16 protein-coding genes are annotated in these 16924 nt (G+C 65.8%); 11 read left to right on the top strand and 5 right to left on the bottom strand.

Features of this window, described 5'->3' with window-relative positions:
- Window position 1 precedes the first annotated feature (1 nt).
- From BLT16_RS13620 to BLT16_RS13635, 4 genes are all read right to left on the bottom strand, one after another.
- Window positions 2-703 (bottom strand): alpha/beta hydrolase, encoded by a 702-nt coding sequence (locus BLT16_RS13620; protein WP_245701665.1) that lies wholly within the window; start codon window positions 701-703, stop codon window positions 2-4.
- A gap of 57 nt (window positions 704-760) precedes the next feature.
- Window positions 761-2536: an SLC13 family permease gene (locus BLT16_RS13625; protein WP_089659056.1), complete on the bottom strand. Its 1776-nt coding sequence runs from the start codon at window positions 2534-2536 to the stop codon at window positions 761-763.
- A 201-nt stretch (window positions 2537-2737) separates the two neighbouring features.
- The gene (locus BLT16_RS13630) at window positions 2738-2941 is read right to left on the bottom strand and encodes a cold-shock protein (protein WP_009101184.1); all 204 of its coding nucleotides are present in this window, start codon (window positions 2939-2941) and stop codon (window positions 2738-2740) included.
- Window positions 2942-3129: 188 nt separating this feature from the next.
- A complete protein-coding gene (locus tag BLT16_RS13635) occupies window positions 3130-4773 on the bottom strand; it encodes a L,D-transpeptidase family protein (protein ID WP_089659057.1) in 1644 nt (547 codons plus the stop codon).
- Window positions 4774-4926: 153 nt separating this feature from the next.
- Between BLT16_RS13635 and BLT16_RS13640 the strand changes: the two genes are divergently transcribed.
- From BLT16_RS13640 to BLT16_RS13655, 4 genes are all read left to right on the top strand, one after another.
- Entirely contained in the window at window positions 4927-5610 is a 684-nt protein-coding gene (locus BLT16_RS13640) for a murein L,D-transpeptidase catalytic domain family protein (RefSeq protein ID WP_245701676.1), read from the top strand.
- 3 nt (window positions 5611-5613) lie between these two features.
- Window positions 5614-5973 (top strand): DUF6164 family protein, encoded by a 360-nt coding sequence (locus tag BLT16_RS13645; RefSeq protein ID WP_089659059.1) that lies wholly within the window; start codon window positions 5614-5616, stop codon window positions 5971-5973.
- Window positions 5974-6689: 716 nt separating this feature from the next.
- Window positions 6690-7544: a dienelactone hydrolase family protein gene (locus BLT16_RS13650; RefSeq protein WP_089659060.1), complete on the top strand. Its 855-nt coding sequence runs from the start codon at window positions 6690-6692 to the stop codon at window positions 7542-7544.
- Window positions 7545-7674: 130 nt separating this feature from the next.
- On the top strand, window positions 7675-8682 hold the full coding sequence (locus BLT16_RS13655) for an aldo/keto reductase (protein WP_089659061.1): 1008 nt from the start codon (window positions 7675-7677) through the stop codon (window positions 8680-8682).
- A gap of 42 nt (window positions 8683-8724) precedes the next feature.
- Here the strand turns inward: BLT16_RS13655 and BLT16_RS13660 are convergent, their stop codons facing one another.
- A complete protein-coding gene (locus BLT16_RS13660) occupies window positions 8725-8916 on the bottom strand; it encodes a hypothetical protein (protein WP_089659062.1) in 192 nt (63 codons plus the stop codon).
- A 322-nt stretch (window positions 8917-9238) separates the two neighbouring features.
- On the opposite strand from BLT16_RS13660, the gene mgtE reads away from it, so the two are divergent.
- The 7 genes from mgtE (at window position 9239) to BLT16_RS13695 (ending at window position 16810) form a co-directional block, all read left to right on the top strand.
- Entirely contained in the window at window positions 9239-10588 is a 1350-nt protein-coding gene (gene mgtE, locus BLT16_RS13665) for a magnesium transporter (protein WP_089659063.1), read from the top strand.
- A 136-nt stretch (window positions 10589-10724) separates the two neighbouring features.
- Window positions 10725-11255 carry a helix-turn-helix domain-containing protein gene (locus tag BLT16_RS13670; protein ID WP_089659064.1) on the top strand — a complete coding sequence of 177 codons (531 nt, stop codon included), beginning with the start codon at window positions 10725-10727 and terminating at the stop codon, window positions 11253-11255.
- The gene (locus BLT16_RS13675; protein ID WP_089659065.1) at window positions 11252-11980 is read left to right on the top strand and encodes an AzlC family ABC transporter permease; all 729 of its coding nucleotides are present in this window, start codon (window positions 11252-11254) and stop codon (window positions 11978-11980) included. Before BLT16_RS13670 ends, BLT16_RS13675 begins: the two co-directional genes overlap by 4 nt.
- Window positions 11973-12323 (top strand): AzlD domain-containing protein, encoded by a 351-nt coding sequence (locus BLT16_RS13680; RefSeq protein WP_089659066.1) that lies wholly within the window; start codon window positions 11973-11975, stop codon window positions 12321-12323. The genes BLT16_RS13675 and BLT16_RS13680 overlap by 8 nt, the downstream gene beginning before the upstream one ends.
- A gap of 37 nt (window positions 12324-12360) precedes the next feature.
- On the top strand, window positions 12361-14079 hold the full coding sequence (locus tag BLT16_RS13685) for an ExeM/NucH family extracellular endonuclease (RefSeq protein WP_089659067.1): 1719 nt from the start codon (window positions 12361-12363) through the stop codon (window positions 14077-14079).
- 65 nt (window positions 14080-14144) lie between these two features.
- Window positions 14145-15905: an AMP-binding protein gene (locus BLT16_RS13690; protein WP_089659068.1), complete on the top strand. Its 1761-nt coding sequence runs from the start codon at window positions 14145-14147 to the stop codon at window positions 15903-15905.
- The gene (locus tag BLT16_RS13695) at window positions 15899-16810 is read left to right on the top strand and encodes a bile acid:sodium symporter family protein (RefSeq protein WP_089659069.1); all 912 of its coding nucleotides are present in this window, start codon (window positions 15899-15901) and stop codon (window positions 16808-16810) included. Before BLT16_RS13690 ends, BLT16_RS13695 begins: the two co-directional genes overlap by 7 nt.
- Window positions 16811-16924 lie beyond the last annotated feature (114 nt).

The raw sequence follows: 16924 nt of genomic DNA on the forward strand, positions 1-16924 counted from the left end.
CTCAGTCGGTGGCCAGACGTGCCGTCAGCCAGGGGCCGATATCGGCGACCTGCTGCGGGCACAGCGAATGCTGCATGGGATAGCGACGGTAATTGACCGGGTGGCCCATGGCGCGGGCGCGCTCGGCGCCCTCCTTACCCAGGCTCTCCGGCACCACCGGGTCGAAGCTGCCGTGATGGGCTTCGATCACCAGCTCGCGGTTGGCCTCGCTGGGGGCAATGCTGTCGGCGGTAGCGAAGTAGGTCGACAGCGCCAGCAGACCGCCCAGCGGCTGGGGATAGGTCAGCGCTGCTTCGTAGGCCACCGCGCCGCCCTGGGAGAAGCCGGCCAGAATGATCCGACGGCTGTCGATGCCGCGGGCGATCTCGGCGTCGATCAAGCGGTGCACACGCGCCGCGGATGTCCGCAGCTGCGCTTCATCGACGCGGCGCCCGAGGTTCATCTCGAGGATGTCGTACCAGGCCGGCATCTGCATGCCGCCATTGATGGTCACCGGCATGCGCGGCGCATGCGGCAGCACGAAACGCACCGCCAGCGAGGCCGGCAGGTTGAGCGCCGGCACCAGCGGCTTGAAGTCGTTGCCGTCGGCACCCAGGCCGTGCAGCAGGATCACACAGGCATTTGCCGGCTGGCCGCTTGACGGCTCGATGACCAGCTCGCCGGGGGAGGTCTCATCACGCATGGTGGGGTCGAATTCCATCATTGGCAAAACCCCCAGCCTACCCTAAAGCGCCGCGAGCGGCGAGATGGCCCCGTCGGCTCAGCCGGCAAAGGGCCAGATCAGCGGGATCAACGCCAGCGCCACCACTGCCACCAACAGGTTGAGCAGCCCGCCCACGCGCATGAAGTCACTAAAGCGATAGCCGCCGGGCCCGTAGACCATCAGGTTGGTCTGGTAACCGATGGGGGTCAGGAAGCTCGCCGAGGCGGCGAACATCACCGCCACCACGAAGGGCATCGGATTCACCCCAAGGCTCTCGGCGCTGGCCATGACGATGGGGAAGGTGATCACCGCCGCGGCGTTGTTGGTGACCAGCTCGGTGAGCAGCGCCACCAGCAGGTAGGTGCCGATCAGCAGCAGCAGCGGATTGCCGTCGGCCAGGCCCAGCGCCCCACCGGCAAGATACGCCGCCGCCCCGCTGCTCTCCAGCGCCGCCCCCAGGCCAAACGAAGCCGCAATGGTCAGCAGCACCTGGGTATCCAGGCCACGCTTGGCGGCTCCGATGGTGCAGCAGCCGCTGATCACCGCTAGCGCCGCCCCTAGCATGGCCGCGTTGAGCATGCTCATCGCTCCGAAGGCGGCCAGCGCCACCACGCCGAGCAGGATCGCCCAGGCCAGCCAGGCCTTCTCGTGCACTGGCCGCGCCGCGCCGTTGACCCGGCTGATCAGCAGGAAATCCCGCGACTGGCGATGGCGCTCGATGAACGGCGGGCGCGCCTCGAGCAGCAGCACATCGGCGGGCTGCAGGCGGATCTGGCCCAGGTTGCCAGCGACCCGCTCGCCGTTGCGGCATACCGCCAGCACCGCGGCGCCGTATAGGGTGCGAAAGTGGCCATCGCGGATGCGCTGACCGACGAACTGGCACTGGTCGGAGACCACCGCTTCCACCAGGCGGCGCTCCTTGAAGTCCTTGCTCAGACTCGACTCGCCCTGGCGCGACGGGATCAAACCGCGGATCTGCTGCAGCTCCACCGCCGCCGCCGAGGTACCGGCAAAGACCAGCCGGTCCCTCCCCTTGAGCTTCTCCCCCGGCCCCACCACGCTGACGATGTTGCCCTCGCGCTCGATCTCGACCAGGAACAGCTCCTGCAAATGGCGCAGACCGGCCTCCTCGACGCTCTTGTCGACCAACGGCCCCTTGGGGTCGACCTCCATCTCGATGGTGAACTCACGGGGATTGTCGAACGCCTGGGCCAAGCCGCGTCGCGCCGGCAGCAGGCGTGGCGCCAGCCACCATAGATAGATCAGCCCCACCATCGCCACCGGCACTCCGACCCAGGCGATATCGAACAGCCCCATGGAGAGCTCGGGATAGCGGCTGGTGAGCATGCCGTGCACCACCAGGTTGGTGCTGGTGCCGAACAGCGTCACGGTGCCGCCGAGGATCGAGGCAAAGCTCAGCGGCATCAGAAAGCGGTGGCTGGGCATGCCCAAGCGGCGCGACCAGCTGATCACCGCGGGAATATAGGTCGCGACCACCGGCGTATTGTTGAGAAAACCGCTCATGCCCGCCACCGGCAGCAGCAGCCGCGCCAGGGCGCCACGCTCGCTGCCCGGGCGTCCCAGCACCACACGGATGATTAGGTCGATGCCGCCGGTCTGACGTATCGCCGTCACCAGCACATACATAAACGCGACGGTGAACAAGCCACTGTTGGAAAAGCCGCCCAGTGCCTGCTCGGCATCGATCACGCCCAGGGTCAACAGCAGCACCACGGCGCCCAGCAGCACCATGTCCGGGCCCAGGCGGGTAAAGGCCATCAAGGGAAATACCGCCACTACGACGGTCAGAGCAAGCCAGGCATCAGGCGACATCGGCAGTCCATGGGCAAAGGGAAAACCCTGCCATTGTGACGGCCAATCTTTATGTCAAAAAGTTATTTGTGGAAATTTAACTATTCGAAAAGGGAATTAAAAAAGAGAAGGGGGAAGGCGATTGCCGGGTAAAAACGCACAAGGCCCGCACATGGCGGGCCTTGCATCGTCCCTCGAGAGGGACACATCAAATGTCAACTATTAGAGGACTTTGATGTTGGAAGCCTGAAGGCCTTTCTTGCCCTGGGTGACGTCGAAGGAGACCTTCTGACCGTCTTGCAGAGTCTTGAAGCCGTCAGCTTGAATTTCGGAGAAGTGCGCGAACAGGTCGTCGCCGTTATCGTCCGGAGAGATGAAGCCGAAACCTTTGGTGTCGTTGAACCACTTAACGGTACCAGTTGCCATTTTTCAATTTCCTAATGCTTGATGATGTTGCGGGAATTACCCGTATCGAGTGGGTAAGACAAGGAGATACACCAGGCTACCGAAATTGATACTGACAACGTTCGATTTCTACTGACGATATACAACTTGCTAACCAACTGCCAAATCAGAATGCGCGATTCCGTGCCGCGAGTCAAACATATTTTTCGCTATCCCGCCGGGGCGTCCAGCGCGCGCCGCACCGCTACATCGCGGCCGTAGATATCTGGCCGGAAGGCGATACCGCCGTATTCGTCGGGGCCGGCAGTCCAGTAGCTGAGGATCACCGGCACCTGGCTGGCCAGCGACACGTTGCCGGTGCGCCCGGCGTCGATCCGCTCGCTGATGTCGCCGGCACTCCAGCGCTGGCTGTCACCCAGCAGCTGACGCGCCAGCTCCTCGACGTACTCCACGCGAATGCAGCCCGAGCTGGCGGCGCGCTGGGCACGATTGAACAGCCCCTGGGCCGGGGTATCGTGCAGGTAGATGGCGTGGTCATTGGGAAAGCGGATCACCAGGTCACCCAAGGGGTTATCGCCGCCGGCCGCCTGGCGCAGCATTACGCCGCCGGGGTTGTCCCAGTCGACCTCGGCCGGGTCGAGCTCCTCGCCGCTCGGCGCCAGCACGCGCAGGTTGGCTTCTTCGAGATAGCCGAGGTCGTCGCGAATCCGCGGCAGCTTGTCTTCGCGGAAGATCGTCGGCGGTATCGTCCAGGTCGGATTGAAGGTCAGGTGGGTGATCGACGAACGGATCGACGGCGTTTCACGATACGGCTGGCCGACCACGATCCGGGTGCGCCAGTCCTCGCCGCTCTCACGCACGTGATGCAGTTCATAGCCGGCGATGTCGACCAGTACGTAGGACGCCGGCAGGTCGTGCAGCAGCCAGCGGGCGCGCTCGAGATTGACGCGCAGCTGGTCGATGCGCGCCTCCACGGGCACGTTGAGCGCCTGGCGGGTATGGCGACCGACGACGGCGTCGGGCTCGAGCAGATGGCGACGCTGGAAGAAGCGAACCTCACGCGCCAGCTCGGCATCAAAGCGTTCGGCATCGCCGCTGCCTTGCGCTTCGGCCGCCAGCTCGACCTGCGGATAATAATCGGCGTCGGCCGGCAGGCTGGCCGGGTCGCGCTCCACTGCCAGGCGCTGGCGCAGCAGCGCCACATCGGGGTGCCGATCCCCCTCGCGAAGCGACTCGCTGCGCTCTGGCAGCTTAGGCCAGCCGCCGCTGGCGGCGACGCGACGATAGTGCGACAGCCCCTCACGCAGGGCCTGATAGAAACTGGCCTCGGGGCGCACCTGCTCGAACGCCGCATCGATATCGCCAGCATCCAGCTGCTGCGAGAGCCGTGCCCAGTCCGGCGAATAGCTCGCCAGCGGAATGCTCCAGTCCTTCTCCAGACGCCGTGGGTCGGTCTTGCCGCGCGCCAGGTGGCGCATCGCCAGGAGCAGCCCGCGTGTGGCATCCAGCTCGAAACGCACGCGTGCCGCCTCGTCGTCGCCGAGTGTGGCCTGGCGCTCCGCCAGCCCCTCGGGCAGATAGTCGCCGGGCGTCAGGCCATCGTCCTGCAGTCCAGCCACCGCATCAGCCAGCGCCTCGACACGCTGTGGCGACTGCCACACGGCGTGATATGCGCGGCTGCTGTAAAAGGTCGCCAGCTCTTCCTCCTGCAAACCACCCGCGGTCAGCTGAGATTCGGTGGCAGGCGCCAATGCTTGCCCCGCCATGGCCGGTGCCACCAGCAGCGCGACATAAAGCCCCATTGCGGCCACCAACCACGCTCGCGCCCTGCTCCACTGCCACACTGTCGTCATGCGACGTCTCCCCTTACCGTCCCTGGTTTGGCTGATGCCACTCTTCTGTTCATAATAGCGCCGTTTGTTGGTCCATTCTGTTGCGCCGGAGACGTCATAACAATGCCAATCACCCCTCGCCTCCCCGTCGCCGGGCTTGCCCTGGCACTTATCATGCCCGTGTCCGCCCAGGCCCATGTGTTGCTCGCCGACAGCCTTCAATACCTGGCACCGGACGCCGATCCGCAGGTGCTGCGCCTCGCCGCCAGCGCCGTGCAGTGCGCCGACCCCGACGCCGAGCGCCTGGCGGTGATCGATTTCTCGCGCAGCGCCAACCAGCCACGGCTGTGGGTCTTCGACCTCGAGCACCAGCAGCTGCTGTTCGAGGAGCTGGTCTCCCACGGCCGCGGCAGCGGCGACGAAAAGGCAGAGTGGTTCTCCAATATCCCCGAAAGCTACCAGTCGAGCTTGGGACTGTTCCGCACCCTCAATAGCTACTACGGCGCCAACGGCTACTCCATGCGTCTCGAGGGGCTCGAGACCGGGGTCAACGACCTGGCCTACCAGCGCGCCATCGTGGTCCACGGCGCCGACTACGTCAGCGAGCAGTTCATTGCCGACAACGGCCGCCTGGGGCGCAGCTTCGGCTGCCCCGCCGTACGACAGGAGATAGCGCGGCCGCTGATCGACACCATCAAGGACGACCACTACCTGTTCGCCTACTATCCCGACGCCGAGTGGCTGGCCGAGTCGGCCTACATCAGCTGCGGGCAGGTGGCAACGCTGGCCAACAGCATCGACGCTCGAGGCGGCTCGCTAGCGCAGTCGCTCGACCTCCACTACCAGGCGGCGAGGTAGCCGATGGCCGTACTGCTGTTCCGGCTCGGCGGCGTGCCTGAGGAGGAGGCCGCCGAGGTGCGCCAGTTGCTCGACGAGGGCGGCTTCGATGTCTACGAGACCAGCGAGGGGCGCTGGAAACTCTCGGTGGCAGCGATCTGGCTGCGCGACGAGGAGCAGCTGCCCGAGGCGCGTGCGGCGCTCGATGCTTACCAGGCCCGCCTCAGCGAGCGTATGCAGCAGGACCTGGCCGAGCGCGAAGCCCGCGGTGAGTCGCTCAGCTTGTGGCAGCGGCTGCGCGAACGGCCGCTGCAGGTGATCGCCCTGACCCTGGCCGCAGCGGCGGTACTGACGCTGTCGCTGCTGCCATTCGTGTCGCTGTAGCGACGCCCCCTCCTGCAACAAGACGAAACCCCCGGCCATCGACCGAGGGTTTCGCGGTTCTTCCAACTAGGTGGCGAGCAGCGCCCCTTACAAGCCTGTCAGCACGAAAACCAGCATCGCGATCATGCCCATCAGGAAGCTCACACTTGCCGCACCCGCAAGTAACTTCAGCATATCGCACCTCCCTGTACAGCGAATGTACAGATCATAGCATCCCAGCCTTCCCCACTTGATACGCTAACCCAGGTTATGCGGCAGGCGTCCATTCCCGGCTGGCAAAAAAACGCCCCCTGGGGAAGGGGGCAAGAAGCAGGGGATGTCGGGGCTCGGTGGACTCCTTGGCGATCATGACGTCCTGTCGTGAGTGCCGTCCATGTCCGGTAGGCCATCCTGGCCTGAGCGTCCTAGCTATCCACGCGATCCGTTGCGTGGGAGCTGATACAACCATAGACAACCGGCTGGACGTGTACAAGTATTTGCTCGAAAAAATTATACAAAGACACCACCGACGCCCACCACAAGAAAAACTATCCTATTGATTTTAAAGGCACGCTACAGACTTGTGCCGTAAACACTTTTCATAAGAAGTACAAGAAATAACAAGATCCCGGTACATCGTGACGTACCGCCACCGGTGCTGCAGCGCATGCCCTATCGCCTGCGGCCAGCTATGGTAGGAGGGCGAGCCGTCTATTTCGACACAGGACACCCCGATCATGTACAAGCGACTCCTCTCCCTCGGCCTGGCCGCAGGACTGCTGGCCAGCCCTGCTCTGGCCGAGACCGATAGCGCCACCTCCGACACCGTCAATGATGCCGATGCCACCATGAGCTGGGGACCGCAGGTGGAAGGCGAGCGCTTTGAATACACCGCCGACGGCGAGACCTACCATGGCTACCTGGCACGCAGCGCCAGCGACGAGACGCCGCGCCCCGCGGTGCTCATCGTTCACGAATGGTGGGGGCTCAATGACTACGTGAAGCATCGCGCCGACCAGCTCGCCGCGCTAGGCTTCGTTGCCCTTGCGGTCGACATGTACGGAGACGGCCAGACCGCCGACCACCCCGATCAAGCCGGCGAATTCTCGTCCCAGGTGATGCAGAACTGGCCAGGTGCACGCAATCGACTGGAAGCCGCCATGGCACGGCTGCGTGAGCACCCCGCGGTGGCCGACAGCGGCATGGCGGCGATCGGCTACTGCTTCGGCGGCAGCGTGGTAATGAACATGGCCCTGGCCGGTATGCCGCTGGAGGCGGTGGTCAGCTATCACGGCAGCCCGGCCCAGGCCGTCGACACCCCGGCCGACTTCAGCGGTGCCGTGCAGATCCACAACGGCGCCGCCGACCCGATGGTCGCCCAGGACGATCTCGAGGCCATGGCCAGCGCTCTTGCCGCCACCGGTGCAGAGATCGAGGTAATCAACTACCACGACGCCACCCACGGCTTTACCAACCCCGGCGCCGATGCCGCCGGCGAGGCATTCGGCCTGCCGCTGGCCTACGACCCGATCGCCGACGCCGTCTCCTGGCAGTCCACCCTGCTGCTGCTGGATCGCACGCTCAACAACTGAGCACGCTCCTTCATCCAGAGCGGCCAACTAGGCCGCTCCGTCGACAGCTTGCACCCTCACTCTACCGCTCGGCATGATAGGCATCATGCCGGCCGCCAGCTCGGCCCCGCCTAACGAACGAGGATTTCACATGTCGACGTTTCTGGCCCGCCTTGAGGAAGTCAATTCACCACGTATCGGCCTGGGCTGCATGAATCTCTCCCACGGCTACGGTAATCCGCTGCCCGAGGGCGATGCGCTACGCGCCCTGGAAGCCGCCTTCGACATGGGCTACCGGCATTTCGATACCGCCACGCTCTACGGAGCCACAGCCAACGAGCGGCTGGTGGGGAAGGCCCTGGCAGGCAAGCGCGAGCGGTTGTTGCTGGCCAGCAAGGGCGGCATGGTCATCGATCCGGCACTCGGCAAGAAAGTCATCGATGGGCGCCCCGACACGCTTCGACGCCAGTGCGAGGCTAGCCTCGCGCGCCTGGGCACCGACCACCTGGATATCTACTACCTGCACCGGTGGGATCCACAGGTGGCCATCGAGGAGAGCGTCGGTGCCCTGGGTCGCCTGGTGGAAGAGGGCAAGATACGCGGCATCGGCCTGTCCGAGGTGTCAGCGACGACACTGCGGCGCGCCTGTGCCGAGCACCCCATCGCCGCGGTACAGTCGGAATACTCGTTGTGGACGCGCAATCCCGAGATCGCGCTGATCGATGCCTGCCGTGAGGCAGCGATTCCATTGGTCGCCTTCAGCCCGCTGGGCAGGGGCTTCCTGGCGGGGGCCGTCGTCGACCGCGCCGACCTCACCGACAACGACATGCGCCTCCAGATGCCGCGCTTCAGCGCCGACAACCTGCCGCACAACCTGACACGACTGGACGCACTACGCGCCGAGGCCAAGGCACTCGGCGTCTCTACGGCTCAGCTGACCCTGGCCTGGCTCGGCACCAAGGGAGACGACATCGTCCCGATCCCCGGCTCGCGCTCGGTGACCCACATGCGTGAGAACCTGGCCGCCGAGGCGCTGCAACTGGATGCCGCTTGCGTGGCCCGGCTGGATGCCATGATGACCCACGAGCAGATAGCCGGTGACCGCTACACCGAAGCGCAGCAGTCGGAAGTCGATACCGAAACCTTTGCTGGCGGCTAAGGAAACCCTTGCTGGCGGTTGAAGTCAGTGACGCCGCGCCCCTTATTTCCAGCAGGCCTTCGACGAGGACTTCACCGAGATGCCAGTGACCCGCGAGTCGGTGACCGCGGTCCAGCACTCGATGTCGAGGCCACTGACCCACGTCAGTGAGCGCCGCCCGGTGCCGGCATCGAGAAAACTGCCCCAGGGGCGGTCAGCGTGGAGCGTCTCGATCATTTGAAAGCTGGGTGACATAGCTACTCTCTACCTCGATCCCTATCGAGTCGCCGCGGGCAATACTGAAACGCTATCACATAACATTATGCGGCGCCTGGCAGTAAATTTTTAACACTTGGCGTTGACCTCCATTAGTGAACTGGCTAAGCTGCGCGCGCTGCTGAATGGCAGCGAAACCCCTATAGAGGAATCTATGGAACCTCCGAGTCGCAATTACACGACTGACAACATGATCGAACGCGCCGCGTCGACTGTCGTGGTGCGCCGGAGCCCGCCTCTGCCTATTCGCTAGGCCGTGGTTCCTGCGCGCCGGATACGATGCGCGCCAAGGAGCCAAACCATGAGCTATGCCATCCTCGCTGCCTCTCTGCGCAGCGCTATCGAGCGCCAGGACATCGACGCCATCCGCCAACTGGTGGCCGAGATGCAACTCGCCGACCTTGCCGAATTCGTCCAGCACGAGCAGGAGGGCACCACCCTGTCGCTGCTCGACTACCTGCCGCTGGACAAGCGCGCCAACGCCTTCGGCTACCTCGAGGAAGAGACCCAGGCCCAGATCGCCGGGGAGATGAACGACACTGAGCTGGTCGAGCTGCTCAATCACATGAGCGCCGACGAGCGCGCCGACCTGTTCAAGTTGCTCGACGAGCCGCGCCAGCAGGGCCTGCTGCGTCGCCTTGCCCAGGCCGAGCGCGACGACCTGCGCAAGCTGGCCAGCTACGAAGAGGGCACCGCCGGGGCGGTGATGACCTCCGACTACGTCGCCGTGCCCAGCAGCCTCGATGTGGCCACGGCGCTGGACAAGGTACGCCACACCGGCCCCAACGCCGAGACCATCTACCAGATCTACTGCGTCGACGATGAAGGTCGCCTGCTCGGCACCCTGTCGCTGCGCGAGATGATCCTGGCCAACCCCAAGGACACCCTGGCGAGCCTGATGACCGAAGAGCTGGTGGTGGCCAAGGTCGACACGCCTCAGGAAGAGGTGGCCAAGCTGATCTCACGCTACGACCTGCTGGCGCTGCCGGTGACCAACGGCGGTGACCGCCTGGTGGGCATCGTGACCTACGACGACGCCATGGACGTGGCCGAGGAGGAGGCCACCGAAGACATGCACAAGGGTGTCTCGGTGGGCAAGATCGAGGGCAGCCTGCGCAGTGCCAGCCTGTTCGATCTCTATCGCAAGCGCATCGTCTGGCTGGTGCTGCTGGTGTTCGCCAACATCTTCTCCGGCGCCGGCATCGCCTACTTCGAGGAGACCATCGAGGCCTATATCGCGCTGGTGTTCTTCCTGCCCCTGCTGGTGGACAGCGGCGGCAACGCCGGCTCCCAGGCAGCGACCCTGATGGTGCGCGGCATGGCCACCGGCGACGTGCGAACCCGCGACTGGGCCAAGCTGCTCGGACGCGAGATCTTCGTTGCCATCGGCCTCGGCCTGACCATGGCGCTGGCCGTCTCGGTGGTGGGCATCTTCCGTGCCGGCACCGAGATCGCCATGGTGGTGGCCATGAGCATGGTGCTGATCGTGATCATGGGCAGCCTGATCGGCATGTTGCTGCCGTTCCTGCTGCAGCGCCTGCGCTTCGATCCGGCCACTGCCTCCGCACCGCTGGTGACCTCCGTCGCCGACGGCGTGGGCGTGCTGATCTACTTCGCCATCGCCACCGCGGTACTCGGCTTGCCGACCTGATTCACAGGGGCGTGAGGATCGACGCTACTGCAGCTCGACCTCAACGCCCCGCCACCCCTACCCCCAAGCAAAAACGGTTGACAGCCCCTTGTTCCTTTTATAGAACGTTCATTAAAAGGAACAAGGCAAGACCGTCATGGACAAACTCTCCCTCGGTACCCTGGGGCAGCACCTGCAGTCCCTGCGCCTGGCACGGGGCTGGTCGCTGTCGCAGCTGGCCGCCGCCGCCGGCATCGCCAAGTCGAACCTGTCGCGCCTCGAGCAGGGCAACGGCAACCCCACCCTGGACACCATCTGGCGCCTGGCGGTGCAGTTGGGCGTGCCCTTCGGCACCCTGGTGGCGCCGATCAGCGTGCCGCTGGGCGAGGATGGCGTGGAGGTGCGGCTCATCGATCAGGGCAAGGCGTCGCCCCAGGTGGATGCCTACTGGATGCGCTGTGCGCCGCATACCCTGCGCCACGCCGAGCCGCATACCCCAGGCGCCCAGGAGTCGCTTACCGTGATCAGCGGCAGCCTGGAGGTCGGACCGGAGGGCGCTACCAAGCGGCTATCGGCGGGCGACACCCTGACCTTCGCCGCCGATCGTCCGCACTCCTATCGTACCCACGACACCTGGGCCACGCTGCTGATGACTATCGTCTATGCCGAACAAGGAGAGACGCCATGAGCCAGGCCACTCAGCCCCTGCCACGTCCCTGGCTAACCGGCCTGCGCGATGCTACCCCGCTGCTCGGTGGCTATGTGCCGGTGGCGATATCCTTCGGTCTGATCGCCACTCAGGCCGGTTTCAGCACCTGGGAGGCGATGCTGATCTCGACGCTGCTGTATGCCGGCGCTTCGCAGTTCCTGTTCGTCGGCATGGTCGCTGCGGGCTCACCGCTGTGGCTGGTGGTGGCCATGACGCTGTTGATCAATGCGCGCCATGTGGTCTATGCCCCCAATATCGCCCCCTGGCTGACCACCAGCCGCACCTGGCCCTGGCTGATGCACGGCCTGACCGATCAAATCTTCGCCCTGGCTCACAGCCGCCTGCCGCAGATGCCCGCCGAACGACGCCTTGGCTGGTTCACCAGCGCGGCGCTGCTAGCCTGGCTCAGTTGGATCGCCGGCACCGCCTTGGGCGCCGTGGCCGGCGAAGAGCTGACGCGGCGCTGGCCGCTGCTCGGCGAGGTCATGCCGTTCGCACTCCCCGCCCTGTTCCTGGTACTGGTGGCGCCGCGCTTTACCTCGCGGCGCTGGTCACTGGCACTGGGCTCGAGCATCGCCATGGCCCTGTTGCTTACCCTGGCCGGGCTGACCAACGCGGCGATTCCCCTGGCGGCTGCCGGTGGCGCGGTATGCTTCTATATGGTGAAGTCCAGGGTACCGGCAAGCGGAGAACGCCATGAGTAACGCACTGTGGTTGGCCGTGCTGGCCTCGGCGGCCGGCACCCTGCTGATGCGGCTGCTGCCGCTGCTGTGGATGCGCCGCCGCCTGGCCAGGCTCGACGGTGACGAGCGCCTCGACGCCATGCCCCAGTGGCTGAGCATCCTCGGCCCGATGATGATCGCCGCCGTGCTCGGCGTCTCGCTAGTGCCCGCCACCAACGACGCCACCTCCTGGCTCGCCACCGCCATCGGCGTGGCCGCCACCCTGGTGGTGTGGTGGCGCATGCGCAGCCTGGGCTGGCCAATCGCCGCCGGCGTGGCAGCGTATGGCGCCGTGGTGGTGTTGATCGCACTCGCAACCCCTTGACCCGATGGGTAACGTCGCCACCTCTGCCGGAGCCGCCATGATCCCCTCTCCCACGCGCCGCTTCGTCGCAAGTCGCTCCCTAGCGGGCCTGTTGGCCCTGGCGCTGGTGGCCGCGCCGGTAGCGGCCGACTGCCCGACTGACTCCAGCGCCGACTTCGCCGCCATCAAGGGCGCGGGCGAGGAGGCGGCCCTGGCTGAGGGCCAGGCGGTCGTCGCCGACGGCGTGGTGACGGGCGCCTTCCTGGGTCGCGACCACCTGGATGGCTTCTATCTGCAGCAAACCACCGAGCAGGGCCCGGTGGGGCTCTTCGTCTATATGCCGGCGGCCAGCGAAGCCGATGCCGAGCGTATCGCTCCCGGCCAGCACGTCCAGCTCCACGCCCGCACTGGCGAATATCGCGGTCAGGTTCAGCTGCAGCGGGTCGAGCGCATCGAGGTGTGCGGTCGCAGCCGGCTACCGCCGCCAAAGGAACTGACATGGCCTCAGGATGAGGACACCCTGACGCGCCTGGAGGGGCGGCTGGTGAGGTTTAGCGAGCCGCTCACCGTGACCGGCAACTACGAGCTGGCCCGCTACGGCAGCCTGCGACTGGCCAACGAGCGGCTGTTCCGGCCCACCAACGCGCCCGAAGATGAGCAGGAGCGCGCCGTCCTGATGCTCGACGACGGCAGCTATCGGACCTCACCGAGCCCCATTCCTTATCTCAACGACGAGGGCACGCGCCGCGTCGGCAGCCGGGTGGCGGGGCTCACGGGCATCCTCACCCACGCCTTCGACGCCCACCGCCTCCACCCCATCCGCGAGCCGCGCTTCAGCGATGCCAACCCACGCCCGGAACCGCTCGATGAGCCGGGGGAGCAACTGCGGGTGGCGGCCTTCAACGTCGAGAACTACTTCACCACCCTGGGCCAGCGCGGTGCGGCCAACGCCGTGGAACTGGAGCGCCAGCGCGCCAAGCTGGCCGCGGCGGTCGCCGGCCTCAACGCCGACATCCTGGCCCTGGTGGAGGTGGAGAATACCCCCGGGGCCTTGCGCGACCTGGTCGAGCAGCTCAGCGAGCGCACCGGGGTTCGCTACCGCGCCGTGGGCGGCAGCGCCAACCGCGGCTCTGACGCCATCAAGCTGGCCCTGATTTACCGGCCGGACCGGGTGCAGGCCGTCAGTGAGCTGTATGCCGACAATGACCGCGTGCACCACCGCCCACCGCTGGCGGCGTTCTTCCGCGACCGTCAGGACGGCCCCGCTTTCGGCGTGGTGAGCGCCCACTTCAAGGCCAAGACCGGCTGCCCACCCAGCGGCGACATCGACCGCGGCCAGGGCTGCTGGAACCAGCGCCGGGTGGCGCAGGCTCACGCCATGAACGCCTTCCTCGAGCGCCTCGCCGCAAAGCAGAGCGAACGACTGCTGCTGATCGGCGACCTCAATGCCTACGGCGCCGAGGACCCGATTCGTACCCTGACCGACGCAGGCCTGATCGACCTGCTCGCCCGGGAGCTTCCCGCCGAGCGCCGCTACACCTATGTGTTCCGCGGCGAGTCGGGCTACCTCGACCATGCCCTGGCCAACCCCGCACTGGCCGCCGCCGTGACGACGGTGCGGCCGTGGCCGATCAACGCCGATGAGCCGCCCTTCCTCGGCTACGATGGCCCGGACAGCGCACTGCCCCACTTCCAGCCCGACGCCTTCCGCTCCTCGGACCATGACCCGGTAGTGGTCGATCTATCGCCAGAGATGATGCGAAAGGGGGTGCAATAACGGCCACTTACCGCTTATAAGGGAGGATATAAGGACAACGATAACCCAGCTTCGTAAGGAACCGCATGGAGTCACCGCCGAGCGTCCCCCAAGAGCGCCCCTGGGTTCGCCACTATGGTTCGATCCCGGCCGAGCTCCCGCCCTCGCCGCAGCCCAGCCTGGCCGCGCTGATCAGCGCCAGCGCCGAGCGCTTCGCTAGTCATAAAGCCTTCACCAGCTGCATGCCCAACGGCATGAACGGCGCGCTGAGTTATGCCCAAGTCGACGAGGCCTCCGACGCCTTCGCCGTCTACCTGCGCGAGGGGCTGGGACTTGCTCCCGGCAGCCGCGTTGCGGTGCAACTGCCCAACTGCCTGAGCTATCCGGTAGCGGTCTTCGGCATCCTCAAGGCCGGCTGCGTACTGGTGAACACCAACCCGCTCTACACCGCTACGGAGATGACCCACCAGTTCCGCGACAGCGGCGCCGAGGCGCTGGTCATCGTCGACATGTTCGTCGACAAGCTACCCGAGGTGCTGCCACATACCAGTATCCGCCAAGTGGTGGTGGCGAGCCTGGCGCAGTTCTTCCCGCCGGTGGTGCGCCAGGTGGTGCAGGCGGTGCTCAAGCACTGGAATCGGGTGATTCCGCCCTGGCCCGTGGCAGCGCTTGCCATGGGCCAGGCGCTGGCCGAAGGCCGCCGCTTGCGCCAGGCCCGCAGCGTCGACGTGACCGGCTACTGGCGCGACCTGGGCCCGGAGAGCCTGGCCGCCCTGCAGTACACCGGCGGCACCACCGGCGTGGCCAAGGGCGCCATGCTCAGCCATGGCAACCTGCTCGCCAATGTGGCCCAGATCGAGGCCATGGCCGGCTCGCATATCGGCGACGGCGAGGAGTGCGTGCTTACCGCCCTGCCGCTCTATCATATCTTCGCCTTCTCGGTGAACCTGCTGGCCTTCTTCAAGCACGGCGCCCACAACGTCCTGGTGCCCAACCCGCGGCCGATCCAGAACCTGCAGCGGGCCATCGAGAACTACCCGATCAGCTGGATCAGCGGGGTCAACACCCTCTTCAATGCGCTGCTCAACGAGGAGTGGTTCAGCCTCTACCCGCCGCGCAGGCTACGCGCCGCGGCAGCCGGCGGCACGGCCCTGCATGCCGCCGTGGCCGAACGCTGGGAGACGGTCACCGGTACCCCCTTGGTGGAGGGCTACGGCCTCACCGAGAGCTCGCCAGCAATCAGCTTCAATCCGCTGGTGGGGACGCGCAAGCCGGGCAGCATCGGCATCCCGGTGCCGGGCACCGAGATCCGCCTGGTCGATGACGACGGCGCGCCGGTGGCCCAAGGCGAGCCGGGGGAACTCACCGCCCGCGGGCCCCAGGTGATGCAGGGCTACTGGCAGCAGCCCGAGGCCACTGCCGAGACCCTGCGCGACGGCTGGCTACATACCGGCGACGTGGCCGCCATGGACGAGGACGGCTACCTGCGCATCGTCGACCGCAAGAAGGACCTGATCCTGGTAAGCGGCTTCAACGTCTACCCCAACGAGGTGGAGGACTGTATCGCCCTGCTCGACGCCGTGCACGAGGTGGGCGTGATCGGCGTGCCCGATGCCGACAGCGGCGAAGCCGTGCGCGCCTATATCGTCACCCGGGGCGAGCTCGCGCCCGAGGCGGTAAAGGCCCACTGTCGCCAGCACCTAGCCCGCTACAAGGTGCCCAAGCAGATCGAGTTCGTCGACGACCTGCCCAAGAGCCCCATCGGCAAGGTGCTGCGCAAGGACCTGCGCGCCGAGTACCTCAAGGATCATCCGCAAGCCGCCACCGACGGGAGCCGCCCATGCTGAGCCCACTCGAGGAAACCCTGCTGGCCATCATGATGGCCGTGATCATGCTGGGCATGGGGTCATCGCTGACCTTCAAGGACTTTCGCATCGCCATGCGCCACCCCCAGGCGATCGGCATCGGCTTCGCCTCGCAGTACCTGTTCATGCCGCTGATCGCCTTCCTGATCGGTCGCGCCCTGCAGCTGCCGCCCATCCAGGCGGTCAGCCTGATTTTGATGGGCTGCGTGCCCGGTGGCACCACCTCCAATATCTTCGCCTACTTCTCGAGGAGCCTGCTCGGCCTCTCCATCCTGATGACGGTCTGCTCGACCCTGCTGGCGGTGGTCATGGTGCCGCTGGTGCTGACCATCTACACCACCGGCATCGACGCCGCCTTCCGGATCCCCTCGGGCAATATCGTCGCGGTGCTCGGCGTGCTGCTGGTGCCGACCCTGTTCGGCATGTGGCTGCGTCGGCGCAACGCCAACCTCGGTGCCTGCACCGAGCTGATGGGCGGCATCCTCGGCGTGGTGGTGATCGTCTTTTTGATCGCGACCTGGGTGCCGCGCAACTGGCAACTGTTGATGACCACCGGCCCCGAGATCTACCTGGCGGCCATCGGTCTCGGCCTGTGCGGCTTCCTGATCGGCTACTGGTTCAGCCGTGCCGCCCGCCTCAACCCGCTCAAGGCGCGCACCGTGTCGCTCGAGACCGGCATACAGAACGGGCCGCTGGCGGTGTTGATCATCACCCTCTCCTTCGCCGGCGAGACCCAGCAGCAGATGCTGCTGATCCCAGTGATGTACTCGCTGTTCATCGTCATCACCTCGACCTGCGTGACCTTCTACTACCGGGCACGCAGCCTGCGCGAGGAGCTCGCCCGCGATCGGGCGAAAGTGGAAACCGCAGTATCCGCCAGAGGCTGAGGCGCTGGCATTCATCGTTATTGTCTATATTGCCTGTAGCGCCATCGCGCTGAGTCCGGCTGAACAGGTACCGTGACTCCCGCAACCTCAGCCACTGACGCTGGGCTCCTGAGC

The sequence above is a fragment of the Franzmannia pantelleriensis genome, assembly GCF_900102875.1.
GTDB lineage: Bacteria > Pseudomonadota > Gammaproteobacteria > Pseudomonadales > Halomonadaceae > Franzmannia > Franzmannia pantelleriensis.